The sequence below is a fragment of the Peptoclostridium acidaminophilum DSM 3953 genome, from assembly GCF_000597865.1.
In the GTDB taxonomy this organism is placed as follows: domain Bacteria; phylum Bacillota; class Clostridia; order Peptostreptococcales; family Peptostreptococcaceae; genus Peptoclostridium_A; species Peptoclostridium_A acidaminophilum.
In genome coordinates this window covers 460,324-486,500 of the sequence record NZ_CP007453.1, presented here as the reverse complement: position 1 = coordinate 486,500, position 26,177 = coordinate 460,324, and the positions used below count along the sequence as shown (strand labels likewise).

21 protein-coding genes are annotated in these 26,177 nt (G+C 43.9%); 12 read left to right on the top strand and 9 right to left on the bottom strand.

The annotated features are described in order from the left end of the window. The 3 genes from EAL2_RS15080 to EAL2_RS13240 all read left to right on the top strand — a co-directional run bounded on the left by EAL2_RS15080 (position 1) and on the right by EAL2_RS13240 (position 3,775). The gene (locus tag EAL2_RS15080; RefSeq protein WP_025436836.1) at positions 1–1,557 is read left to right on the top strand and encodes a sigma-54-dependent Fis family transcriptional regulator; all 1,557 of its coding nucleotides are present in this window, start codon (positions 1–3) and stop codon (positions 1,555–1,557) included. A 142-nt stretch (positions 1,558–1,699) separates the two neighbouring features. After that, positions 1,700–3,526 (top strand): aldehyde ferredoxin oxidoreductase family protein, encoded by a 1,827-nt coding sequence (locus EAL2_RS13245; RefSeq protein WP_025436835.1) that lies wholly within the window; start codon positions 1,700–1,702, stop codon positions 3,524–3,526. 24 nt (positions 3,527–3,550) lie between these two features. Then, on the top strand, positions 3,551–3,775 hold the full coding sequence (locus EAL2_RS13240; RefSeq protein ID WP_025436834.1) for a MoaD/ThiS family protein: 225 nt from the start codon (positions 3,551–3,553) through the stop codon (positions 3,773–3,775). An 86-nt stretch (positions 3,776–3,861) separates the two neighbouring features. Here EAL2_RS13240 and EAL2_RS13235 read toward each other — a convergent pair whose 3' ends face one another. Next, entirely contained in the window at positions 3,862–5,409 is a 1,548-nt protein-coding gene (locus tag EAL2_RS13235; protein ID WP_041693223.1) for an AbgT family transporter, read from the bottom strand. Positions 5,410–5,758: 349 nt separating this feature from the next. On the opposite strand from EAL2_RS13235, the gene EAL2_RS13230 reads away from it, so the two are divergent. After that, positions 5,759–6,964, top strand: coding sequence for a M20 metallopeptidase family protein (locus EAL2_RS13230; protein WP_025436832.1), 1,206 nt, complete (start codon positions 5,759–5,761; stop codon positions 6,962–6,964). A 297-nt stretch (positions 6,965–7,261) separates the two neighbouring features. Then, positions 7,262–8,407 (top strand): tyrosine-type recombinase/integrase, encoded by a 1,146-nt coding sequence (locus EAL2_RS13225; protein ID WP_025436831.1) that lies wholly within the window; start codon positions 7,262–7,264, stop codon positions 8,405–8,407. Between the two features lie 134 nt (positions 8,408–8,541). Here the strand turns inward: EAL2_RS13225 and EAL2_RS13220 are convergent, their stop codons facing one another. Together EAL2_RS13220 and EAL2_RS13215 are read right to left on the bottom strand one after the other, a co-directional pair. Further along, positions 8,542–8,967, bottom strand: a complete 426-nt coding sequence (locus EAL2_RS13220) for a universal stress protein (RefSeq protein WP_025436830.1) — start codon at positions 8,965–8,967, stop codon at positions 8,542–8,544. Between the two features lie 301 nt (positions 8,968–9,268). Then, positions 9,269–10,576, bottom strand: coding sequence for an IS110 family RNA-guided transposase (locus EAL2_RS13215; protein WP_025434457.1), 1,308 nt, complete (start codon positions 10,574–10,576; stop codon positions 9,269–9,271). A 349-nt stretch (positions 10,577–10,925) separates the two neighbouring features. On the opposite strand from EAL2_RS13215, the gene EAL2_RS13210 reads away from it, so the two are divergent. Beyond that, on the top strand, positions 10,926–11,819 hold the full coding sequence (locus EAL2_RS13210; RefSeq protein WP_025436829.1) for an MBL fold metallo-hydrolase: 894 nt from the start codon (positions 10,926–10,928) through the stop codon (positions 11,817–11,819). Positions 11,820–11,879: 60 nt separating this feature from the next. Here the strand turns inward: EAL2_RS13210 and EAL2_RS13205 are convergent, their stop codons facing one another. Continuing rightward, a complete protein-coding gene (locus EAL2_RS13205; protein WP_025436828.1) occupies positions 11,880–12,821 on the bottom strand; it encodes a magnesium transporter CorA family protein in 942 nt (313 codons plus the stop codon). 196 nt (positions 12,822–13,017) lie between these two features. Then, positions 13,018–14,574, bottom strand: a complete 1,557-nt coding sequence (locus EAL2_RS13200) for an ABC-F family ATP-binding cassette domain-containing protein (RefSeq protein ID WP_025436827.1) — start codon at positions 14,572–14,574, stop codon at positions 13,018–13,020. A gap of 399 nt (positions 14,575–14,973) precedes the next feature. Here EAL2_RS13200 and EAL2_RS13195 point away from each other — a divergent pair, with 399 nt between their 5' ends. From EAL2_RS13195 to EAL2_RS13180, 4 genes are all read left to right on the top strand, one after another. Further along, positions 14,974–16,998 (top strand): methyl-accepting chemotaxis protein, encoded by a 2,025-nt coding sequence (locus EAL2_RS13195; RefSeq protein WP_025436826.1) that lies wholly within the window; start codon positions 14,974–14,976, stop codon positions 16,996–16,998. Positions 16,999–17,193: 195 nt separating this feature from the next. Further along, positions 17,194–18,003 carry a pyrroline-5-carboxylate reductase gene (gene proC / locus EAL2_RS13190; RefSeq protein ID WP_025436825.1) on the top strand — a complete coding sequence of 270 codons (810 nt, stop codon included), beginning with the start codon at positions 17,194–17,196 and terminating at the stop codon, positions 18,001–18,003. Positions 18,004–18,524: 521 nt separating this feature from the next. Further along, positions 18,525–19,775, top strand: a complete 1,251-nt coding sequence (locus tag EAL2_RS15250) for a GerMN domain-containing protein (RefSeq protein ID WP_025436824.1) — start codon at positions 18,525–18,527, stop codon at positions 19,773–19,775. 186 nt (positions 19,776–19,961) lie between these two features. Then, a complete protein-coding gene (locus EAL2_RS13180; RefSeq protein WP_025436823.1) occupies positions 19,962–20,189 on the top strand; it encodes a hypothetical protein in 228 nt (75 codons plus the stop codon). Between the two features lie 152 nt (positions 20,190–20,341). On the opposite strand, the gene EAL2_RS13175 is transcribed toward EAL2_RS13180, so the two are convergent. The 4 genes from EAL2_RS13175 to EAL2_RS13160 all read right to left on the bottom strand — a co-directional run bounded on the left by EAL2_RS13175 (position 20,342) and on the right by EAL2_RS13160 (position 23,769). After that, positions 20,342–21,016, bottom strand: a complete 675-nt coding sequence (locus tag EAL2_RS13175) for an epoxyqueuosine reductase QueH (RefSeq protein WP_242842518.1) — start codon at positions 21,014–21,016, stop codon at positions 20,342–20,344. Between the two features lie 38 nt (positions 21,017–21,054). Next, a complete protein-coding gene (locus tag EAL2_RS13170) occupies positions 21,055–21,948 on the bottom strand; it encodes a fumarylacetoacetate hydrolase family protein (protein ID WP_025436821.1) in 894 nt (297 codons plus the stop codon). Positions 21,949–22,045: 97 nt separating this feature from the next. After that, positions 22,046–22,501 (bottom strand): YbhB/YbcL family Raf kinase inhibitor-like protein, encoded by a 456-nt coding sequence (locus EAL2_RS13165; protein ID WP_025436820.1) that lies wholly within the window; start codon positions 22,499–22,501, stop codon positions 22,046–22,048. A gap of 152 nt (positions 22,502–22,653) precedes the next feature. Further along, entirely contained in the window at positions 22,654–23,769 is a 1,116-nt protein-coding gene (locus tag EAL2_RS13160; RefSeq protein WP_025436819.1) for a TolC family protein, read from the bottom strand. Between the two features lie 204 nt (positions 23,770–23,973). Here EAL2_RS13160 and EAL2_RS13155 point away from each other — a divergent pair, with 204 nt between their 5' ends. Continuing rightward, complete coding sequence (locus tag EAL2_RS13155; protein ID WP_041693221.1) at positions 23,974–24,651, top strand: response regulator transcription factor; 678 nt, start codon at positions 23,974–23,976, stop codon at positions 24,649–24,651. Position 24,652: 1 nt separating this feature from the next. Further along, positions 24,653–26,146 carry a sensor histidine kinase gene (locus EAL2_RS13150; protein WP_025436817.1) on the top strand — a complete coding sequence of 498 codons (1,494 nt, stop codon included), beginning with the start codon at positions 24,653–24,655 and terminating at the stop codon, positions 26,144–26,146. The last annotated feature ends 31 nt before the right edge of the window (positions 26,147–26,177 follow it).

The window sequence follows — 26,177 nt, the reverse complement described above, 5'->3', positions numbered from 1 at the left end:
ATGGATAATGACATAGTGGGAATGGTTGAAAAATCACAAAGACACTGCGAAAAGATCGGCCTGAGCAGGGATACTGTATTCAGCCGCAAAATCATAGAGGGCCGGGAGCTTGATGACGAGCTGGAGAAAAGCAGAGAACTCATACTGGCTGCAATTCCATTTATTGACCATCTCTACAGATTTGTCAGAGGCTCGGATTTTTTTATAATTCTTACTGACGCTCAGGGTTGCATATTGAATATCGTCGGAGACGAAAGAATTCTAGGCGATGCGTTCAGATTTAAAATGATTCCCGGGGCATATATGAATGACGACTGCATCGGAACAAACGCAATGGGGATAGTTATAAACGAGCGGATTCCTGTACAGATACTTGGAGACGACCACTATATAAAGGCCTACCACAAGTGGACATGTTCGGCGGCTCCTATTATGGACCCGGACGGTGAACTAATCGGGGTTATAAATCTCACAGGCTACACAGAGGGTGTACATCCTCACACTTTGGGCATGGTCGTCGCTGCAGCTTTTTCGATAGAACATATAATTACAGAGAGCACGTCTCGGAAAAGGAGGAAAATGCATGAACGCATAAGCGAATGCAGGGCGGTTTACAATTTCGAGAAAATAATTGGCGAGGATCCGAAGTTTCTGGACACTATTGAATATGCAAAAAAGATATCAGGAAGCAAATCCACCATACTAATAACCGGAGAAACGGGGACGGGAAAAGAGGTATTTGCCCAGTCAATCCACAACTACAGCGACAGAGCCCACATGCCTTTTGTTGCTGTAAACTGCGGAGCGATCCCCCTAAACCTCATAGAATCCGAGCTTTTTGGATATGAGGAGGGAGCCTTCACCGGAGCCAAGAAAGGAGGAAGTGAAGGCAAATTCCAGTCTGCAGATGGCGGAACAATATTTCTTGACGAGATAGGTGAAATGCCCATAGACATGCAAGTCAGGCTCCTAAGAGCGATAGAGGAAGGCGTCGTGACAAGAATCGGAGGAATCAGACCCATACCTGTGGATGTGAGGATAATAGCAGCTACTAACAGGGAACTCAGGCAGGCGGTCGAATCAGGAAAGTTTAGAAAAGATCTTTTTTACAGGCTCAATGTGCTTCCGGTATGCCTGTTGCCACTGCGGGAAAGACGTATGGATATCATGCTTCTTGTAGACTACTATATGAATAAACTGTCGAGAAGGCTGGGTAAGAAAAAAATTGTTTTTAATGAGACGGAGATTGACACTCTTGTCAATTATTCATGGCCGGGCAACATCAGAGAGGTCCAAAACGTTGTGGAGCTTGTACTAAACACAGGCAGACTCCCTGATGAGATTGCCTGTGTGCAGCCTTGTATGAGAAATGATGAATATTCAGCAAAGAAATCTGAAGAAGAAAAGCACTACGACCTGCATGCCTTAGAAAAGGAACATATCACCAGAGCGTTAGAGGAGTGCGGATACAACATATCCAAGACAGCCAGGAAGCTTGGAATTGCACGGAATACTCTTTATAAAAAAATCAGGGACTTCTCTATAAACTGTTCATAAAATGAACGATGCGCAACAAGTGAACACATGCAAAGCCGGAAGTGCTCACACAATGAACACCCCAATCCCCAAAGACTGATCCTTACGATTGGCACGAAACTTGCTGTATATATAGGCAAATACGATTTGGGGAGGCATGAAAATGTACGGTTACTGCGGAAAGGTAATAAGAATCAACTTAACAGACGGCAGCATTAAAAAAGAGGCTCTCGATCTGGAAAAGGCAAAAAAGTATATCGGTGCCAGGGGTCTGGGCGTAAAAACCTTTATTGACGAAGTTGATCCAAAGGTCGATCCATTTTCCGAAGAGAACAAGTTCATAATAGCCGGCGGACCTCTTACGGGTGCCCCGGTGCCAACCAGTGGCCGGTATATGGTTGTAACAAAAGCACCTCTTACAGGCACCATAGCTATTTCAAATTCAGGCGGAAAATGGGGCGCGGAGTTTAAATTCGCAGGTTATGACATGATGATTCTGGAAGGGAAGTCAGAAAAGCCTGTATACATCAACATTGACGATGATTCAATAGAAATCAGGGATGCATCAGAAATCTGGGGCAAGGTCGTATCCGAGACAACAGACTACCTGAGGAAAGTGCACGGGGACAAGTCAAAGGTTCTCTGCATTGGACCGGGAGGAGAAAACCTTTCGCTAATGGCAGCAGTCATGAATGATGTGGACAGGGCTGCGGGCAGAGGCGGAGTAGGCGCCGTTCTTGGCTCTAAGAATCTCAAGGCCATTGTTGTAAGAGGAACAAACAAAGTTGCGCTGGCCGATGATGAAAAGACGAAGCAGGTTTCCAGCGATAAAACAGGAATACTTATGAAGGACCCTGTTGCGGGCGGAGGTCTTCCGACATATGGTTCCGCAGTGCTTGTCAACATAATCAATGAAAACGGAGTTTTGCCTGTTAGGAACTTCCAGGAATCCTACACTGACCAGGCAGATAAAATAAGCGGGGAAACACTTACAGAAAAATACCTGATCAAGAAAAATCCTTGTTACAGGTGCCCGATAGCATGCGGCAGATGGGTTAAGCTCGATGACGGAACTGAGTGCGGAGGACCTGAATACGAGACCATTTGGTCATTTGGTGCAGACTGTGACAACTATGATTTGAACTCTGTTGATGTTGCAAATATGCTTTGCAACGAATACGGTCTCGATACAATATCCGTGGGAGCTACAATAGCAGCAGCCATGGAACTCTATCAGAGAGGCTATATAAAAGACGAGGAAATCAAAGGGGACGGAGTATCGCTTGACTGGGGCGACTCAAAGGCTATTGTGGCCTGGACAAAGAAGATAGGCCTGAGGGAAGGCTTCGGCGACAGGATGGCTGACGGCTCGTACAGGCTGTGTGATTCTTACGGGGTGCCTGAGTACTCCATGACAGTCAAGAAACAGGAGCTTCCTGCCTATGACCCACGAGCAATCCAGGGTCACGGCATAACATACGCTGTCAACAACAGAGGGGGCTGCCATATAAAAGGATACATGATAAGCCCGGAAATTTTGGGATATCCCGAGAAGCTCGACAGATTCTCAGACGAGGGAAAAGCAGCCTATGCCAAGGTGTTCCACGACCTTACAGCTGTAATAGATTCGTTGGGTCTTTGTATATTCACAACCTTCGGACTTGGACTTCCTGACTATGTCGATATGTACAATGCGGTTGTCGGAGAAGAGCATGACAACGAATCGCTCCTACGTGCTGGGGACAGGATATGGACACTTGAGAAGCTGTTCAACCTCAAGGCAGGACTGACAAAGGCCGACGATACACTTCCAAAGAGACTTCTCGAAGACCCTATAGCAGACGGACCGTCAAAGGACAATGTTCACCACCTTGATGTGCTTCTGCCTGAATACTACAGCGTCAGAGGCTGGGACGAAAACGGCCTTCCTACGGATGAGACTCTCAGGACTCTGGGACTCGAAGAGTACATTGGTTATATCGAGAAATAACATATAGTAAAGCTGGTGATTGATTTGAAAGTTGAAGTGAGACTTTTTGCCACTTTCAGGGAGGGTAGGGAAAAGAAATACTTCCTTGACATGCCGGAAGGTTCGAGGATACTTGACATACTCCACATGCTGAAAATAGATGCAGATGAAGTCAGCATACTCCTTTTGAATGGAAGGGACGGAGATGCTATGAGGACAATTAATGACTCAGACGTCGTGGCAGTGTTCCCGCCAGTGGGAGGCGGTTAGATACAGATTCTTATGGCTGATATAAAAAAAGGGAGAAGTGTGCTTCTCCCTTTTTTTAACAATACCAATTTATTGACTCTCTACATTTAAGCTCCCATAAGTATTAAGCAAGAGCTTAAAGAAATAGGAGCGTTAGGTCCTACCGGCAAGCCCAGCAGATACCAAACAATGACAGCTATAGTCCATACCAAGCCAATTGCGATTGAATACGGCAGTGTGCCTGCAATAAGTGTTCCTAAGCCAGCTTTTTTATCGTATTTTTGTGCCATTGCCAACAGAAGCGGCAGATAAGGCACCATAGGCGTAATAGGGTTCGTGATAGAGTCGCCTATACGATAAACCATCTGTGTGAATCCCGGATGGTAGCCAAGCAGCATGAACATTGGCACAAAAATCGGCCCAAGAAGCGCCCATTTGGCTGAAGCCGAACCCATAAACAGATTTATAAATGCCGTAAATACAACGAAGCCCGCGATAAGGCCTATGCCCGAGGCGTTGCTGAGAAGCTGCGAGCCCTTTATTGCCATTATGCTTCCCAGGTTACTCCATGCAAAGTATGCCATCATCTGGCTTGCGAAAAACACTATAACTATGAATCCGCCCATTGATGCCATTGAATCTCCCATCATTTTCGAGAGGTCGCTGGAATTCTTGATTGAGCCTGAAACATAGCCGTAAACAAGGCCAGGTATGAAAAATAAAACCGAAATGACAGCTCCAATTCCATTCATGAAAGGCGAATTCTCTAGTATAGACCCCGTCTCAATGTTTCTGAGTATTCCATTTTCTGGAATAATCATCAGCAGTATGGCTGCAAGAGTCAAGAGTAATGCTATGTTTGCATATTTCATTGCCTTTACTTCCTGCTTTGTAGGCTCCTTTGCATGCTCGTTGTGTTCCGATGCAAGAGCAAATTCTCCAAAGTGAGGAATAGTTATTTTTTTCGTTACAAAATAAACTGTTATTAGTAGCAGCGGCGTAGAAGCAGCAATAAAATAGTAATTCATAGCCACATTAAGCTTTATATTGGGATCAATCATTTGCGCTGCAGGCTCTGTAAATGCGAACACAAGCACATCGCTCATTCCCAGCATGAGGTTGGCTGCAAAGGCACCCAACGTAGCTGCATAGACCATGACCATACCGGCGATAGGATGGTGTCCAAGACTAAGGAATACTATGGCAGCCAGCGGCGGCAATACTACTGGAGCCGCATCGCCGAAGGCGTTTCCTATGATAGCTACAGCAATCAGTACAGGAATTATTATCTGTTCGGGAGTCCTTAGCACGACGTACTTCATTACTATTTCAAAATAGCCGCTCTTTTCAGCTAGTCCTATTCCCAGCATTACAATAAGGACTACGCCCAGGGCGGGAAATCCAGTAAAGTTCTTTACTGCGTCTGAGAACATTCTGCCAATATACTCTCTAGACAATAGATTCTGCGCTACGATTGTTGATTGGTCAGTCGGGTTGATGGCCGAAAGGCCCATTGAGGCAAACAGCGCAGACAACAATATTATTACTACCGCAAGAGCCATGAATATAAATACCGGGTCAGGGAACTTGTTGCCCACAGTCTCCATTCCATTCAAGAAAGCGCTCATTGCTCCGTTCTTATTCTTTTGTTCCATAATAATAACACCTCATTCTAAAAAAAATTATCGCGTTAAAGCACACAATTGCTAGAAAAGTATATCATCAAATTGCATGTGTGAAAAGCATTTAATTCATACAATCCGAATAAGAGTTTCTCACCAACTGTAAAACCAGCCAAAAGAGTGCGAAATTGCGAAAAATATAACAGTGGCATTGAGTAATCCTGCATGTTAAAATATTAAATGAAACGGCCGCCGGACTTTTTTTCGGTCAACAAAATTCCGGTGAACAGTTAACAAAATCCATATAGAGTGATAGCACAATGAGATGAATGGCTAAAAATGCTTAAGGCCTATTATTGAAATTTTCTGGAGGTATTTTTAAATGAAGAGAATAGTAGAAGAAGCAAAACAATTACAGCAGGAATTGGTTGAATATAGACGAGTGTTGCACCAAAATCCCGAGATAAGCATGGATCTGCCTGTTACAACAGCTTTTGTGAAAGATGAACTGAAGAAGATGGGCTATGATACTCAGGAAATATGTCAGTCCGGTGTTGTTGCAACTGCTGGCGGGAAAAAACCAGGAAAGGTTATTCTTCTTAGAGCTGACATGGATGCTCTTCCGGTTAAAGAAGAGACTGATGAAGCATTCAAGTCAAATAATGGAAATATGCATGCTTGTGGTCACGATTTACACACAGCCATGCTCCTTGGCGCAGCAAAACTGCTCAAGCAAAGAGAAGACGAGATTGAGGGCACAGTTAAGCTTATGTTCCAGCCGGCAGAAGAAAGTTTGAAGGGAGCTAAGGCTATGGTCGACGCTGGGATTCTTGAGAATCCAAAGGTTGACGCAGCTGTTATGCTTCATGTGTTCACTGGCATGTCCGCAGCAACTGGTACATTTATTATTCCGGAGGCAGGCCCGACAACGTCTGCTTCAGACTGGTTTGAGATCGATATCCAGGGCAAAGGAGGACATGGCGCTATGCCAGATACGACAGTCGATCCTCTATATGTCATGTCGCATATCCATATTGCACTTCAGGCAATAAACAGCCGTGAAATCCCGCCGGCAGACAGCGCGGTAGTAACAGTAGGCATGATGGGTGGGGGGACTACAACAAATGTCATTCCTGACACTGCCCATATGAGCGGCACCATGAGGACATTCAGCAAGAAGAACCGGGAATTTGTGGCAGAAAGAATTAAAGCTATTGCTGAAGGCATAGCTCAAACCTTTAGAGCAAAAGCTCATGTGAATATTATAAACGGATGTCCCGCTGTGTATAGTGACAAAGCTGTAATAGACCCCGCTAGAGAGGCGTTAGTCGAATCCTTTGGCGAACAAGCTGTCATTAATATGGCAAATGCGTTCCAGGGAGGCAAATTGATGGGGTCGGAGGATTTTTCGTTTGTAAGCGACAGGGTTCCAAGCCTTATGCTGACAATGGTTGCTGGAAATTCCGAGGATGGATATATATATCCTATGCATCATCCAAAGGCAAGATTTGATGAAGCGGTGCTTTTTAAAGGCGCGGCTGCATATGCAAACATCGCTATGCATTGGTTGAGTAAAAATAATAAGTAGCGGAGTAGCCATCTATTTATAAGCATCATATAAAACGCCAACGGATCTAGGCTTTTTAAGCCTTAAAGCGATTTGGCGTTTTTAAAAGACATCAACTATACCGAAAATGTAGATTATCGGTATAGTTGATGATAGAATATATAGTACAGACATAGGCTAGAGTTCCATAATGCGCACAGGATACATCAACCTGAAAAACAGAGCCATTTAAATCGGTTTTAAGGCGTTTTAATTGCAGGGCTCGACTAATTATATTAATATACTTAAAAATTCATTTTAATGCAAAGGGAGAGGTTTATGAAAGGATTCAGGATATCAGACAAAAACAGAAGTGAAATCCCGGACAATATTCTCATAGAAAGAGCTCTTCTCAAGGAGAAGCTCGACATACTCAAGGCCAACTCGCCGCAGATTCTGAAAAAGTACATAAACTCCCTTTACAGGAATGAGAGCGCAAGAAGCGTCAACATAAAAACCGCGATCAAATACGTAAGGGAGGTGCAGGCATTCCTCGCCAGCATGATTGAAAGCGGGATTGTGAAAAAAAGCAGCATAATGGATATAGACGCATCAGACATCGAAATGATTTACGCCGACGACATACAGGAATACATAGACTCCTGCGGAAGCTACGTCCAGCATACCCAAAACGGTGATAAGGTCATATTCTCAAACAGCTCAAGGACACTTTCTCTAAAACAGACATGTATAAAAAGTTTTTTCACGTGGCTGTACAAAAATGACTATGTAGAAAAGAACGAAACAGAAAAATTAAGGAAAATACTCGCTGGCGATTCGCCGTCCGTACTCACACTATCGGACGAGGAGGTCAATGCAGTCCTTGAGCTAGCCAAAGCAGGGGAGTGCACAGCGTACGGAAGACATATATGCCTTTCGAAAAAGGAGCTTGAAAATTTTGAAGCCACAAAACTCCGGGACATAGCTATACTTTCACTTTTCATTTATCACGGACTTCGGATATCCGAGCTTCATCATTTGAATATATCGTCACTCAATTTCGAGAAGGGATACTTTGAGATATTCAGGAAGAGGAACAAAAGAAAGATGATGTATTTTTCAAGGCAGGCAGTTTCTGCGCTGAGGGAATACATGCAAAATGAAAGGGCTACTTCGAATATAAAACCAGGAAGCGAAGATGCACTGTTTCTTAGCTCCTCTCGCAACGGCAAAAGCCCTGCCAGACTCAGCATAGAGCAGATAAGAAAGCTTGTAAAAAAATACGCCTGCAGAGTTTCACTGAACCCGAGAATATCCCCGCACAAGCTAAGGGCAACTTTCGCAACTAAGTCTCTCGAGATAACAGGAAACATATACACGGTCCAGCAGATACTTGACCATAGCTCTACTGCCACTACGCAAAAATACCTCAAGGATAACGAGAGGGCCAAGCGTGAGGTTTCAGAGCTCATAAGCTACGAATAGATTGTCGACCGTAATAAAGTTATGTATACTCAATGCGGCAATTTACCATGAATAAGAAAGTAGGGCATTCATGCAAAAATAAAAAACCGCTTCTGCCATTGTAGCAAAAGCGGTTTTAATATTCTTTTATGATACTATCTTATCACCAATACTGGTACCGGTGAATGATGCACTACTTTGTTAGTAACTGAGCCTACAAGGAATCTCTTGGCAGCTCCCATTCCGTGAGTAGCTATTACTATAAAGTCACAGCCTTCTTCTTCACATACATCAAGTATTTTTGAAGCAGCGTCGCCAACAGCAGTTACATACTTCACGTTGAGAGTAGAACCCTCAAAAAGCTTCTTGTCTTCCTCTATTGTTGCGGCAGCTATTCTCTCCATCTTATGTTCTACTGTTTCTTCAAGGTCTTTGCGTGAATAGTACATATCCAAGAAATCAGGCTCTCCTACACGAAGTACAACTACTTCAGCGCCAAATTTCTCGGCCATTTCCCTTGCTACAGCACTTGCAGCCTTGCTGTATTCAGATCCATCCACAGGTAAAAGTATTTTTTTCATAATCATTCCCCCCTTATTATTTTTATTTATATACCTTAAAAAGCGTATGACTAAACACATTAAGTGATATTATTAATAATATAATCAAATTCACATTGTATTTTTCAGTTGAAACAAGCATTTTAGGATTGCTGTATGGATATAATATATGTAGATTTATATATTAAAAAGACCAGCTAATAAAAGTCAATAAATCTGATTGATTTTCTTTAGAAATTTTCAATCTTAAAAAAGAGTATGAGAAACCAAGCCATTGAAAAATCCGAACAATGACCTTGGAGAAGCTACATTTTAGCAATTTTTAAGCAACATGTTTTGGTGCAGTTTGAAGCTTGTTGTTTCTCCATGCTTGGTGCTCCTGCGGGCTTCTAAATTCAAACGGTTTTAAGTCACGAAGAACCGCAAAAATGTAGTGGAGCAACTTATGCATAACGGCTATAAGGGCCACCTTTTTCTTCTTGCTGACACATTTTTTCAAATAGTAGTCGCGAAGAATCGGATTTATGGAATCGCCGTTTCTGGTGGTTCTTATTGAGGACAGAGCCATTGTGAAGAGAACTCTTCTGCCAATGCGGGTGCCTCGTTTAGAAATCCTGTTGCGGTCGCCAGTGAACTTGCCCGACTGATTGACTGATGGATCTATGCCAAAGAAAGCTGTAAAGGCCTTTGGAGACTTGAATAGGCTGAAATCGTTGATTTCCGCGATCAGAGTGACCGCACTGATAAAGCCTACGCCAGGCATTTGATCCAAAAGCTCGATGTGCTTTCGAGCGGTGTCAGGAAAGTCGCTTGAGTCGATGATAGTGTGCAACTGTGATTCTATAGCATTAAGACACTTTTTAAAGCTGTCGATTCCATCAAGATGGAATCTTATTTTGGAGTCAAGCAGAGCGAATTCATTTGGCATACTCAAAGAAAGCTGTGCTGTTTCAAGAAGTTGCAGAGCTTTTTTGGCTGACCACTTCTCGCCTTTTCTGCCGCTTTTGGAAATGAGCTCAAGCAACTGCTGAGGGTCTGCATTTAGAACATCCTTAGGCGAAGGATAAGCGCTTAAAACAGCCAACGCGGTCTTTCCAAAAGGATTGGAAAACACATCAAGAAAGCCCGGGAACAGCAAGTAAAGATCCGTGCAGAGCCTGTTTTTCATCTCAGTGAGCATGTCACAGCGGGAGTAATATTCCCTCACCATCATGCGAAGTGCGAGAATTTGAGGCTCGGGCATCATGGAAAACTTTACATCCTGGTATTTTGCAAGCCTTGCGATAGCCTCGGCATCTTTATTATCATTTTTCACTTTTCTAATGTCGAAATTCTTGGTAGAATGGACACATAAAGGGTTTAGGACAAAACCTTTGAGGTCATTCGATCTCAGAAAGAAGAAGAGTGGTAAATGAAAGATACCCGTAGATTCTACGAAGTAGATGGGCTTTCGTTTTAACCGCTCTTCTTCTTTTTTGAGAATCTCGAGCAGCTTGTTAAATCCAGCAGGATTATGGTCAATCCTGAAAGGCTTGCGGATGAGCTCTCCGGAAGGTGCTATCATTGCAACTACAGAAAACTCTGATGAAACATCAATTCCGACAACAAAATCGTTTAAAAATTGGGACAAAGTAACACAACCTTTCTGCTTAGAATGAATCAGAGTATCCACTTTGTTTGAGGACGCCAAACAACCTTGCATTTGAAACGGGTAACACCAGAAGGTGGCCCAACCAGCTAAACATCGAATCGTCCTTGTGGAGTGACACGCTAATTTACGGATAAGACCTCATGATGTGAGGGATCCAGGAGGAACGCACATCTATCTCTCTGACAAGTGAGATTATAGCACGAAGTTTAGTGATTTTCATTCAAGAGTGTCGCTGGTTCATCTGAACAATAAATGTTAAGTTATCAAGGAACATTCGGACGGGTTTTTGAACCCTAACCCTATATTTATCTTACAAGGAGGAATTCATTTGGCAAAGCTTGCTATAGAGCATATAAAGGGAAACACATATATGATTTCTTCACCGGCTAACATCGGTATATATATCCAGGGAGACGATGCTGTGCTTATCGACAGCGGCAACGACAAGGAATCCGGAAGACAGATACTAAAGCTGCTTGGGGAGCGGGGCTGGAAGCTCAAGCTGATCGTAAACACGCACTCAAACGCCGATCACATTGGAGGCAACGCCTTCTTGCAGGAGCGTACAGAATGCGAAATCGCAGCTACAGCTCTCGAAGCCTCCTTCATAACAAATCCCGTGCTCGAGCCGGCTTTTCTATTTGGAGGCTTTCCTGACGATGATATGCGAAACAAGTTTCTGATGGCCAAGCCTTCTAGGGTTACACACATAATAGAATCAGAAGGTACAATACCCGGAACGCCGCTTGAGACTCTGAGCCTTAAAGGTCACTATATGGACATGATAGGAATAATTACTCCCGACGGCGTCGCATTTTTGGCAGACAGCCTCTTTTCAGATGTCATACTCTCCAAATATCACCTTACATATCTGTATGACGTCAAGTCGCAGCTTGAGACTCTGAATAGACTGAGAAGTCTAAAAGCTGATATATACGTGCCCAGCCATGCGCCTGCCTGCGAAGACATAAGCTTGCTTATCGATGCAAACGAGTCTAAAATCAGGGAAATAGCGCAAGTTATACTGAGTCTATGCTCAGAGCCGGCAACGCTGGACGATATATTGTCAGGACTTTGCAACCGCTATGGCATAGAGCTGAATGCCACACAATACCTTCTGCTTTCAAATACCGCAAAATCGTATCTTTCATACCTCAAGACACAAGGCTATGCTGTTTACGAATTCAAAGAAGGAAGGATGATCTGGCAAAAATCGACCTAATAGAAAACCCCGCAATGCAGACTTGAAAGTATCTGCCGCGGGGCTTAGATTTTTTATTTATTAGAACATCTTCTTTCTTGCCATAATTGTGCCAAATAGAAGCGAAAGGCAGAAAGATATTAACAGCACTATTGAAAAAGCATAGGGTTTATCAGAAAAAGGCAGATTTACATTCATTCCAAAGAAACTGGCCACCATAGTCGGTATCGCCATTACTATGGTAACAGACGTCAGGAATTTCATGACAATGTTAAGATTATTTGAAATGACGGATGCGAATGCGTCCATCATGCCGCTGAGTATGTTGCTGTATATACTGGCCATCTCTATGGCCTGCTTGTTCTCTATGATTACGTCCTCGAGGAGTTCCTTGTCCTCGGGGTATTTTTTTATGCTGTCGTGCCTTAGCATCTTTTCCATCACGATTTCATTCGCCCTAAGCGAGGTCGTGAAGTACACAAGGCTTTTCTCGAGGTTTAGAAGCTGTATCAGCTCCTTGTTTTTCATCGACTTATGGAGCTCCCGCTCAACGTCGTTGCTTTTTCTGTCGATGCGTCTTAAGTAATTTAGGTAGAGCGCCGAGGTCTTATAGAATATCTGAAATGCGAAACGCGTCTTCATGAATGTATTAAAGCCCTTTATGCGTCCATTCTCAAAGATGGACATTATAGGAGAATCCTTTATGCATACTGTGATTATGAAATCCTTGCCCATTATTATGCCAAGAGGTATTGTTATATAGTAGTTTGGGACATCCTCCTTTTCAAGCACGGGGATGTCTATTATTATGAGCGTGTAGTTGTCTTCGACCTCTATACGAGCTCTTTCCTCCTCGTCAAGCGCAGCCCTTATGTGATCCATGTCTATGCCAAACTGCTCGGCTATCTGCGCTATGTCGGCTTGAGACGGATTGACAAGGTTCAGCCAGATGTCCTTTTCATTAGCAGCTATATCTTCAATGCGCACAAGCTTGTCTTCTATCGTTTTGAAAGCTCTTATCACTTAAACCACTCCCTTTTTTAGCCCAAACACCAAATGCACCCGCCATCCGGACAGCATGTTTATTTAGGCCGCAAAAGAGTGCGGCTAATCAGCTTTGGGAAAGGGGCGTATGGATCATGTGCTTTTTAGCTATATATAATCGAACCGTTTCGGGGTCCATAGTCTCGCCTTCCTTTCAAATAGTCAAGTTGTGTTTCTATACTATCTTTGTAGTCCAGTTTTCACAGTTCCAAACCTCGGTGACAATGTCCCTGTAGAATTCAGGCTCGTGGCATATAAGAAGTATGCTTCCCTTGTAGTCCTTGAGAGCCCTTTTGAGCTCGTCCTTGGCTTCAACGTCAAGGTGGTTTGTAGGCTCGTCAAGCACAAGGAGGTTTGTCTGGCTGTTTAAAAGCTTGCAAAGCCTTACCTTTGCCTGCTCGCCACCGCTGAGGACCATGATCTTGCTCTCTATGTGTTTCGTTGTAAGTCCGCATTTGGCAAGCGCTGCACGCACCTCATACTGAGTGTAGCCCGGGAACTCCTGCCATATTTCTTCTATGCAGGTGTTGCCCTTGTCGCCCTTGAACTCCTGCTCGAAATATCCTATGTGAAGCGATTCACCAAGCCTCGCCTCCCCAGCAATCGGCTTAATATTCCCGAGGATGCTGTTTATGAGAGTAGTCTTTCCAAGTCCGTTGGCTCCCACAAGAGCAATCTTTTGTCCCCTTTCCATCCTAAGATCGAGAGGCTTTGAAAGCGGAGAGTCATATCCTATAACAAGCTCGCCTGTCTCGAAGACCATCTTGCCTGATGTCTTTGCCTGCATGAAGTTGAATACAGGTTTTGGCTTTTCTCTTGCAAGCTCTATTTTGTCCATCTTATCGAGCTTCTTCTGCCTTGACATGGCCATATTCCTTGTTGAAACCCTTGCCTTATTTCTGGAAATGAAATCCTCCAGCTCCGCAATCTCCTGCTGCTGCCTTTTGTAAGCAGACTCAACCTGTTGCTTTTTGGCCTCGTAGACCTTCATATATTCGTCGTAATTGCCTACGTAGCGATTGAGCTCCTGATTTTCCATGTGATAAATAAGGTTTATTACGCTGTTAAGGAACGGAATGTCGTGCGATATGAGCAAAAATGCATTTTCATAGCTTTGAAGGTATATCTTGAGCCATTCTATATGCTGCTCGTCAAGGTGATTTGTAGGCTCGTCAAGCAGCAATATGTCTGGCTTCTCGAGAAGCAGCTTTGCAAGTAGTATCTTTGTCCTCTGGCCGCCGCTGAGATTCTGAACCTCATTGTCGAGTCCAATGTCAGTAAGGCCAAGACCCCTGGCTACCTCTTCAACCTTGGCGTCAATAACGTAAAAATCGTTGTGCGTAAGTATGTCCTGAATTGTCCCCATATCCTCGAGCATAACTTCGAGCTCTTCAGGGGAAGCGTCAGCCATTTTCTCGCATATGCAGTTCATCTCTTCTTCCAAGTCGAAGAGGTATTTGAACGCACTTTTAAGCACATCACGCATTGTCATGCCCGGCTCAAGCACCGAGTGCTGGTCCATGTAGCCGACCCTGACACGCTTTGACCATTCTATCTGGCCGTCATCAGGCTCAAGCTTGCCTGTTATTATATTCATGAATGTTGATTTGCCTTCACCGTTTGCGCCTATCAGGCCTATGTGCTCGCCCTTAAGCAGCCTGAAAGATACGTCGTTGAATATTGCTCTGTCGCCAAATCCGTGGCTCAGATTTTTAACTACAAGAATGCTCATAAAAAAACTCCTTTTCTTTACCCCAATATATATTAAAGTCACATAATTTACAGGTTTACCGTAACCGGGTTATGTCGCCTTGGTAAAAAAACACCCAAAAAATATTATATTATAAGTAAGTATTAATTTAAAGAGTATATTTCTATTAATTGAAGAATTTTCAACGCAGTCAAATAAGTCACTGTAGTAGCAATAAGCCTTGTGAAAAAAGTAAGCGAAAAAACATGGAGAATCCGCCCGCGAAATAAATTATAAAATTCAACAAAATTCAAAAAATAACTAAAATGCACCATATTAATAGGACTTGCGGCTTATGTGGTTTTTGTCAATTTGGTGCTAAAGTATGTTAATATAGGTTTAGTCTATCAACAAATGAGAATAAAAAGGAGGCCTGTAACATTGGAAAAATCAAGCGACAAAATTAAAGTTCCGCGTAATAAGGGCGGAATCAAGGGCAGCATAAAGAACAAGCTTATTGCAATTATTCTTATTGCTATAGTTGTCCAGCTGAGTGTATTTGGGTTCTTTTCATACAGGGCGGCTTTCAACCTGCTAAATGACAAGCTTGCCGTGACCACTCAGCAGACTATAACCGAAACCGAAAAGTATGTCGACCAGTTTCTTACAGTGTTTGAAGTGGAGCTTAGCAGCATAGTGGAGAATTCTGCAATTCAGAATTTCGATACTGCAGCAGGAAATGAAGCAATTCTTAGCGTGCAAGAAAGCAACTCGAACCTGCTAGCCACATATTTTGGGGAGTCCAACAAGCAGATGCACATATATCCTGAGCAGGATCTTGGAGATTATGACCCAACTTCCAGGCCATGGTATAAGGAAGCAATAGCTAATCCAGACAAGATGCTCTGGACGGCTCCATATGACGACGCCTTCACGGGCAAAAAGATTGTAACGCTTGCAAAGGCAGTAAAAAATGCCTCGGGCGAGATAGTAGGTGTTGCCGGCATGGATATAGACCTATCCGTAATATCTGACGCTATAATCGGCACAAAGATAGGCAGGGAAGGCTATGTCACCCTATCTGATGCAACTGGCATGACAATAGCCCATAAGGATGCAAAGCTTATAGGAACTCAGGCGCTGGCAGAAGCCGGCGTTTGGGATGATATAACTTCCACTAATACGGGCTTCATTAAATACGAATTTGCCGGACAGGACAAGTTCATGACATTTGCAACAAACGAAAAAACAGGTTGGAAGATTGTAGCCGCAATGGAAGAAGCTGAGCTTATTGCTGACACTGGCATTTTGAAAAAATCTGCAATGACAAGCGTGGCCGTAGGTTCGATACTTGCAGTCATAATCGCTCTCTACATAGCCAGGATGATAGCAGTGCCGCTAAACAGGGGCGTTTCGTACATTAAAACTATAGCTAACGGCGATTTTACAGACGAAGTGGAAGATGCATACCTAAATAGAGGCGATGAATTCGGCGAACTCGCTAAGGCTGTGGGAATGCTGCAGATGAACCTGAGGGAGCTTCTGCGCAATGTCAAGCATTCAGCTATGACAGTAAGCGAATCGGCAACTACACTTTCTGACATATCGAACCAGTCAGCTGAGGCTGCAGATTCCGTTGCCAAGACTATAGAAGAGATTTCAAGGGGTGCTGAATCTCAAGCTGCAGATACCCTAAGAGGCTCAAGAAAAGTGGATGAACTTTCAGCGATAATAGACAGGGTTTCAAACGAGTCCAACAGCATTAAGTCTGCATCTGAAGGGGCAAATGAGCTTACTAAAAAAGGTTTTGAAATAGTGGGCAAGCTTGACCAAAAGAGCGTCGAGAGCAAAGTATCAACAGAAGGGGTAAATGAAATAGTGGCCGATGTCGCAAAAAATGCAAACGGCATTGGAATGATAGTTGAAACAATTACAGCAATATCTTCACAGACTAACCTGCTGGCGCTGAATGCAAACATAGAGGCAGCAAGAGCTGGAGAGCACGGCAAGGGCTTTGCTGTAGTCGCTGAAGAGGTTAGAAAGCTGGCAGAGGAGTCATCCAAGTCTGCAGAGAAGATAAAGGAGATAATAGAGGTTATACAGAGCAAAACTGCGCTTGCAGTAGATGCAATGGAAAAAGCTTACACTGTAGTGGAGGAGCAATCGGAGGCCGTAAAACAGACAAACTCGATATTCACTGAAATATCACAGGCAATAGATGTGCTCAGCATGAACGCGAACGAGATTAAGCAAAACGGCGGCGATATGATAGGGGCCAAGGACGAGATAGTATTTGTGGTCAACAATATAGCGTCTGCTGCCGAGGAGTCTTCAGCAGCCACAGAGGAAGTGTCGGCTGCAACCGAGGAGCAGCTGGCTTCAATGCAGGAGCTTTCAAGCCATTCGAGCAATCTTGAAAGCCTTTCGCAGGAGCTGCTTAATGCAGTAGAGAAATTCAAGATATAAAAATTCGAAGAATTCATTAAAATTTGAAATACCATTTCACAGCAAAACTAACGCTAAACAGTATACAATTAATTAAGGGATAGTCGCTTAAGACAAGCAACTATCCCTTAATTGCTTATATATGTTACTTATATTGTAAAAACCGGCTTTATAGTTTAATATAATTAGTATAAAAATAAAGCGGAGGGGTATGAGATGAATAAAAAGATTGGCTTTATAGGTTCAGGAAACATGGGAGGCGCAATAATAGGCGGAATTATAAAAGCAGGCCTTGTCGATCCAAGCGATGTGTTTGTTTCAGATATGAGCGCAGACAAACTCGAGGAAATTTCAGCAAGATATGGAGTTCAGACTACTACCGACAACAGAGTGGTCGCAGAAAATGCTGATATAATAGTTGCGGCAGTCAAACCCAACATATATGGTATCGTTCTGGATGGAATAAAAGATATCTTAGATGAGAGCAAGGTCATAGTTTCTATAGCTGCAGGAAAGTCGCTCTCAGACATAGAAGGCGTGATTGGCAGCGACAAGAAGATAGTAAGAACAATGCCGAACACTCCGGCTCTTGTAGCAGAGGGGATGACGGCAGTATGCCCAAACTCTAACGTAACGGAGCAGGAGCTCTCTGATGTGATGTTAATGCTGCAAAGCTTTGGAAAAGCTGAAATAATGCCAGAAAGTCTAATAGACGCGGTAACAGGCATAAGCGGCTCGTCTCCAGCGTATGTATTCATGTTCATAGAGGCGATGGCTGATGCTGCCGTAATGTACGGGATGCCAAGGGACAAGGCGTATCTGTTTGCTTCACAGGCCGTTCTCGGATCGGCCAAGATGGTGCTTGAGTCAGGAAAGCACCCGGGCGAGCTTAAAGACATGGTATGTTCACCTGGCGGTACAACAATTGAGGCTGTTGCAGAGCTTGAAAAATCAGGCTTCAGGTCATCTGTGATATCAGGAGTTAAGGCCTGCATAGAAAAATCTATCAAAATGACACAAAAATAATTGCACCGTTCTTTAAATTTAATAAAACATCATGAAAAAAGGACTCTTATTCTTTTAATTCAGCTTCTGAATAAACTGACATTAAAAGATGAGTCCTTTTTTCGGTGACAAATTCTCAATCTTCATATTGGGAATCTGCTCCTTTCTGGATATTTCTATCCATTTATTTTAAAATTAAATACTTTATTTTCTCGTAACAACCAATTTTGTTGGATTTGTCTTTAAAGATATTTTTTTCGATCGGCCATCATCAAACTTGAATTGAGATGATGACTGATTCTATATCTTTAAATAAATCCTTGACTGTTATGAGATAAATATCATATTTAATTTATATTAAATTAATACCCGGTCAAATCAATTATAAACACATAATTTCAATTATATTTGATTACTCCTTATATTTTATTTGCTGGGTAAAAACATGCTTTATTTAGTTTCCGCACAAATGGGTATTAAATTAATTGAAAGAATATGCCAACCCGATTCCAATGTGGCGATTTTATATGGGAGGGATTTAAATGAAAAAACATAGTTATAAAAAATCTGTATATGCTTTTATTCTAGTTCTTGCCCTGATCGCTCCGGTACTGTTGCACAATTCGCTTGCACAGAGCTCTGGCGAGATGATAAAGGCATATCGCAACAATGTCACGCTGGAGGTCAACGGGACTAGAGTTGGCGCTGACAATTTCATATACAACGGCACAACGTATGTTCCCATGCGGGCAATTGCCGAGATGCTTGGAAAGGAGGTTGGATGGAACGCATTTACTTATATAGCGAGCATAGACGACCTCAAGTATGAACGGGATTTGCTATCAAGTTTGCTTCCGCGGAATATTGGTTACAGCTGGCTCTATGACGGCTTTGCTGAATACTCGCATGAAATGAGACTGGATAGCATTAGCGATATAGCCGACAAAAGAACATATTCTATTATCGGAGAGGTGGGGGATCCATCCGGCGGTGAAAGCACAGTAGACAGGAGTATTTCAATCAAATATGTAATCCAGGGCAGAAGTCTCGTGCAGGAAAAAATTGAAAAGGCTATGCTGGATTCTAAATTTGACAGGATAACATTGATAAAAGCCCCGCTCGAGGCGGGCAACTACTGGAGTGAAACGATACATGACAAATCCGGGAAAAGTGCGCTTATAAATTCCATGATTAGAAAGGTCGAAGTCAAATCCGACGGCAAGAAGGAATACACGGTAAGATACAGCGATTCAAACGGCCCGTACTACGAGGAGAGGATTATACGCGAAGGAGAGGGAATAATAGCCTTTGAAAAGCTGCTTGAGCTTGACGAAATGAGCTTCCCGGCAGGCTATAATTTGTTCAGAGCCGGAGAGTTCAGAGAAATCAGCGTGAAGCTATATTTCCCCGACAGGAACGCTGACAAGTTGCACCTGCAGACCAGGACGATCACAATAGAAGATGCCCAGACAGCCAGAGGGGCTGTAGAAGCTCTTATTGCCGGCCCTGAGGGTGATGTGCTTATGGCTTCAATTCCAAGCGGTACAAGGCTGCTTGGTATTAGAGTAAGCAACGGCACGTGCTATGTGGATTTTTCACGAGAGTTCATTGAAAATCACTCAGGAGGAAGCGCAGGAGAGCTGATGACGCTAGGCTCCATAGTCAACACTCTGACGGAATTCACCTCGATACAGAGAGTTCAAATTCTTGTCGAGGGCAAATCTGGAGAGACTCTTGGAAACATATTGCTTGACAGGCCTCTGAACAGAATGGGCGATATGATAGCAAGATAAATGATGCTTTCCTAAGAATTGAATATGAAATGCATGCAGATGCGACTTTACGATTAAAAGCAGTTGCCTTTTTCATGGGCCTTGCGCTCTATTTGCACTTTAAAAGCAATTTTAATATTTATAAGCCTTTATGCAGCGGTATAATATAAGCATAAAGTATATGTAATTGGTTTTGGAGGTGCAGATATGATAAGAAGAGTATGCAGAAGCTGCGGAGCCCTGCTTGGCGATGGGATTGAAGATTCAATATGCGACGCGTGCATTGAGAAGGATGCAAGGGAATACGCGATAGTAAAGGAATTTATAGTTTCGCATAGGGGAGCATCAATGGCTGATATATACCTCCAGACAAAGATTTCTCCAAGCACAATAAGGAGATTCATTAGCGACAAAAGAATTGAGCTTATTTTGTAAGTCTTTTATATTTTCACATAATTAATAACTCTATGCATTGAAATGGCTGCAGTTAGTTTATAGACTATTTAGGTGAATTCAAAAATATAAAGCCCATAATATCGGTTTTACGCGAGCTTTTGCGTAAGCTGATTTAATGGGCTTTTCGTTTTCTATTCAGATTTGTTATTCATGGAGTTTCTTTTATCGCTTTCCAGCTTTGAAAATACGCAGCCGCAGTAATCCTGCCTGTACAGGCCGTATTCGCTGCTGAGCTCAGTTGACCTTTTGTATCCGTTTTTTTTCTTGAAGTCGGAATGGAGATATTCTACACCTGCTTCCTTTCCTGTTTTTTCTCCCAGCTCGTTGAGTAGTGCGGCGTCCTTGTGCGGACTTATTGACAGCGTGGTCGTAAAATAGTCAAAGTCGTACTCGAGCGCATATTGCGCTGCCTTTTCAAGTCTCATTTTAAAGCAAATAGTGCATCTTGCGCCCTTTTCAGGCTCGTCCTCGAGTCCCTTCGAAAGCTCGAAAAACCTCTCAGCTTCGTATTCACCCTCGGCAAAGAGTACGCCCTTCGCAGGTGGGAAGTTTTCTATGAACTCCCTCTGCTCAATGGCCCTTTTCCTGTACTCATACTCGGGATGTATGTTGGGATTGTAGAAGTAGACGGTTATATCGAAAAAGCTTGAGAGGTACTCAAGCACATGACTGCTGCAAGGGGCGCAGCAGCTGTGGAGCAGCAGCCTTGGCCTTGCTCCTGTTTTTTTAATTTCTGAAAGCTTCTCGTCAAGAAGCTTCTGGTAGTTCACGTTCAAATTATCATCTCCGTATTTCATTGATATCATGCCGAATAAAAGCCCGGAAGTCTAAGCTTTTGGCAACACTACTTCACATGGTTTGTAAGCGTTCCTATTCCCTCAATATCAATTCTGACTATGTCGCCTTTTTTTAAGAACCTCTGTGGCTTGAAGCCTGCACCTACGCCGCTGGGCGTTCCAGTGCAGATTATGTCGCCCTCTATAAGAGTGAATCCCTTGGATATGTCGCTTATAATCTCAGGAATTCCAAATATCATGTTAGCAGTGCGAGACGATTGTCGTCTCTCGCCGTTGACATGCGACTCAATAGAGAGGTCTGGCGGGAAGGGGACGCTGTCCCTGTGGAGTATGCATGGACCCATCGGCGTGAATGTGTCAAGGCTTTTCCCCTTGAACCACTGCTTTCTTGAAGATTGCAGGTCTCTTGCGGATACGTCGTTTACAATGGTATAGCCGAATATGTGCTCGAACGCCTTTTCAGAAGGTATGTCCCTGCCGCCCTTGCCGATTATAACGGCCAGCTCCACCTCATAGTCCAGCTGGCTTGTCAGATCCTCATGCGAGCATATGGCATCGCCATCACCTATGGCCGGCCACGCCGATTTGGTGAAGTATATGGGGCTTTCAGGCCTTTCAGAGCCTATTGCTGTCGGACTGCCCTCCATTTCCTTTACATGGTCGGAGTAGTTCTTGCCTATGCATATGACATTTCTCCTGGGGTAGGGGATGGGAGCGCATATTCTGACATCATCCATGCTGATTTGCGTGAGTTCGAGCGAATCCGCATGGATGATGTCAGCCAGCAGGCTTTCATTGCACATACCTATGAAGCCGTTCATGTCCTTTGGATATTCATCTTTTCCGAGCGCTTTGAATATGTCGCTCATTTTCACAACGCCTTCTTTGGACAAAATTCCAATATTTTGTTTTCCTTCAGATTCGAATGTCACAAATTTCATAACTTCCTCCAATATATTCAATAAAGCCGAATTAACGGCTTGCCTTATAGCATATATTATACTATAAAAGCAAGCCGCTTGGCATTTTTGCATTCACTTATCTTCTGCTGTATGTTCCGTGTATTTCCGCCTCGGCAATGACATGGCCTTTTATCTTGTCCAGAAGCGATTTCTTTGAAAGCCCGCTCTTTAGGCCGAGCTTTTCATCAAGGGCGTAGAGCTTGAAAAAGTATCTGTGGACTCCTCTTGGAGGGCAGGGCCCGCCGTATCCTATGTCCTTGAAGTCGCTCAGCCCCTGCCTTGCGCCATTTGACAAAACCTCGTCATCCGGAACACCTTCGGGAAGCGCTGTGACATTCACGGGGATGTCGTATAATATCCAGTGTACCCAAGTCCCAGCTGGAGCATCGGGATCTTCAGCTATCAGGGCAAAGCTCTTTGTCCCTTCCGGAAAGCCGCTCCAACTCAGCTCGGGCGATATGTTTTCGCCGTCGCATGTGTATTTTGAAGGTATAGGTCCTTTATCTTCGAATGAACTGCTTTTGATAATCATGAGGCTCAACCCCTTTACGTAATATTTGCAGAGTTCGGTTTTATAAGTGAGCATGTTTCAATCCAATTGCAGGTCAGGCATGGATTTAACTTTGCTTTACTCCGCTGATTTTTTGATACCCCCAAAAAAGCCGATAAAGCAATGCCATAACATTAGTCTCCATACAGGCTTACGAAATTCATAACGTCTATGTTGAACTTGTATATGCTCTGATAGTATGAAAGCGTCTTATCCTGCAGGCTCAGGTACTGCTCCTGAAGCTCATTCAGGCTGGCATGCCCAAGCTTGAATTCCTTGCTCTTGGCTTCAAGCCTTTTTTTCTGGTTATCAATGATTTCCTTTTGCAGTGTAAGCTGCTGCCTGGAATTCCTGAGGCTTGCAACGCTTTCGATTACATTCTTTTCTAGCTCCTTTTTCGCCTGCTCGAGGCTCTCGAGATTCTTGTCGTAAGTGGCCTTTAGAATTCTGGCATCCAGGTTTATGTCGGTATAGTAGGAAACCTGCTTTTCGTATTCGAGCCTCGTTGTCTCAGCCGAGCTTTCAAGATTTACAATGCTCGAATCTGCACTTTGAGCCTTTGCTGTTACTGCTGCGGCATCTATAGCTTCAAGATCGTAACCACTTATAGCAAAGCCTTCCACGGCCGAAATCTGGGTCTCCAGGGAATTTCCCAGGAGAATGTTGAGCTCGTGCCTTGCGCTGTCAAAGCTTATTTGAGCATCTGCAAGCTCGCTGGCTTTCTGACTCTGGCTTAGCAAAATATCTGAGTAGTCAAGCTTTGAGATATATCCAAGCTCGAGTTTTTTTCTTGTCTGCTCCGAAAGCTTTGAGTAGTATTCGCTGGTTTCCCGCTTAAGCGCAAGCACCTGTCCACTGTACGCATAGTCGTATATAGCCCTGCTAAGCTTAATCTTCTCGGACTTTTCCGAGTCATCGTATGTAAGCCCAGCGAGGAGCTCGCTGTAATATATCTGCTTTTCAAGCATTTCAATGGCACGCTCGTCGGACTCGTCAGCATTCTTTAACTTCTTCAGCTCCCTCTTTTTCTTTTCAAGCTCAACCTTGCTCTTTTCCAACTCGAGCTGTGCGAGTATAATGCTGGGATTATCGGATAGGGCTTTTTCAATTGAGGCATCCTCACTCGATATCGTTACCGACTGCGTAGCTTCCTGCGCATGCGCAGGGCTTAAGGCTGTAATGACGGATACTATTGTCAAGGCCAGAAGGCCTACTACCGCTCTTTTTATATTAATTCTTCTTAATGTCATAGCTTTGCACTCCCTGTTGATATATTTTGGTGTGAATAGTATATAACTATAATATTAGTTTTTATGTATTATTGAATTGTGCCGTAAATGTGATGTTTTTGTGAATGATTGACTTTTCCATTTAAAGAGGCAATCATCTGTGCTATATTTTCCTTATAAGATTATCAACTAGAGAATTATTCCTAGCCTTGAGGAGGGATCTGCATGGAAAAATTGAAAATCCTGCTTGTGGAGGATGAAGAGCTCCTAAGAGCTGCTATAAAAAAATATCTTGAAAAGGAAGGCTACGAGGTATACGAGGCCGCTGATGGGGAACAGGCGATCGAAATGTTCAATGATTGGGATTTTAACTTCGTCCTGCTTGACATAATGCTGCCCAGAGTGGACGGCTGGTCCGTGATGCGCAACATAAGGAGCGCCTCACGGGTGCCCGTTATAATGCTTTCCGCAAGGGGTGAGGAGTACGACAAGCTTTTCGGCTTCGAGCTCGGCGTTGACGACTACATGGTCAAGCCTTTCAGCCCAAAGGAGCTGATTGCACGAATAAAGGCCGTGCTTAGCAGAGTATCTCCTGCGGGCTCCAGGGAAATGCTGACCTTTGAGGAACTCGAAATCAACGAGCTCTCCAATGAGGTGAGATTTCGGGGAGAGGAGCTACACCTGACGCCCAAGGAATATGACCTTTTGCTTTTCCTTTGCAAGAACAGGGATGTTGTTTTCTCAAGGCAGCAACTGCTCAGCCAGGTCTGGGGTTACGACTTTTACGGAGACCTTCGCACTGTGGATACGCATGTCAAGCAGCTGCGCGACAAGCTGGGCGAGAGCAAGGAACTGATAAAGACTGTCTGGGGCAAAGGCTACAAGTTCAAGGTGGGTGATTAGCTTGAAAAACATCCTGGCAAAGCTCTGGCTTTGGATTACGGGACTTGTAGTAGTTATACTGACAATCTTCTGGTTTTTTAACATATACCTGCTCGACAGATTCTACCTGGATAACAGGGTGCAGTCCCTTTATGAAAAGGGCGAGACCATATCCAAGGTCCTGGAATCCCAAGATCTTGAGAGTCTAAATCTCAGCCAGGACATACTGTTTGAAATCCGGCCGGATATCGATGATGATTCGTCCTCAGAGGAAAAGCTTGAGGGCATAAGAAACGGAGGCAGAGACAGAATTGAACGTCATCCGCCGGAAATTCTCTATTATATATCACTTGAGGACATATCGGCTATTTCCCACAACGGCAAGGATGCCGGCATCCCCGGATTTATCGCCCAGAACTTTGCAGCCATAGAGGAGAGCATGCTTGGAGGCGATAGATTCAGCCGTCTCATAACCTTCAGAGAAAACGGTCAGGACAATGTGAGTACATTGCTTATAGGGGTTCCCGTGGAAAAAGGAGGTAAGCTGGCAGGTTTCTTGCTGCTGCATTCCCTTTCTTCCAGCATATCTATGACTACGCTGGTGCTCAAGAAGCAGTTTGGAATAATTACGCTTATATCTATTCTAGCATCTTCGCTGTTCGCATTTTTTCTGGCTAAGCACTTCACAAGGCCAATACTCAGCATAAAGGCAGCCTCAGACGAGATAGCCAAGGGCAAGTACGGCGTTACTGTGGATGTTGGCAACAAGGACGAAATAGGACTTCTTGCAGGCAGCATAAACAGGATGTCTTCAGAGCTTTCAAAGATTGAGGAGCTAAGAAAGGACCTCATTGCCAACGTAACTCACGAGTTCAAGACACCACTTAGCGTAATAAAGACATATGCCGAGATGATAAACGACATGGACATAGACGACAAGGATGCCGTAATACAGGATACCCGCGTCATACTCGACGAAACCGACAGGCTCAGCTCTATGGTAGGCGAGATAATATATCTTTCCCGCATACAGTCAGAAAGCGGCATGCTCAGCCTCGAACCTGTTAGAATAGCGGACCTCTTCGATGGCATCAAAAGCAGGGTTTCTCACCTTGCAGACAGCAAAGGCGTCAAACTTGAAACCGAGTGCAGCGAAGATATCGGAATACTGGCAGACACCGAAAAGATATTCAGATGCATTCTCAATTTCGTTGTCAACAGCATAAACTACACGCCGCCTGGCAACAGTGTACATCTTTTTGCCTCATCTGATTCGAGCACCGTCACGATAAGCATAAGAGACGAGGGCAGCGGAATATCCCCTGAGGACCTGGTGCACGTATGGGAGCGCTTCTACAAGGCTGACAGGTCAAGGGCGAAAGGAATTCAGGGCACGGGGCTGGGTATGACTATCGCAAAGGATATACTCGACATGCACGGCTTTGAATACGGAATAGAAAGCGAGATGGAGAAGGGGACGCTTGTATATATAAAGGCTCCTGTGCGCAAACTTTAAAGCATTTCCCAATCCTGCCATTGTATGTACA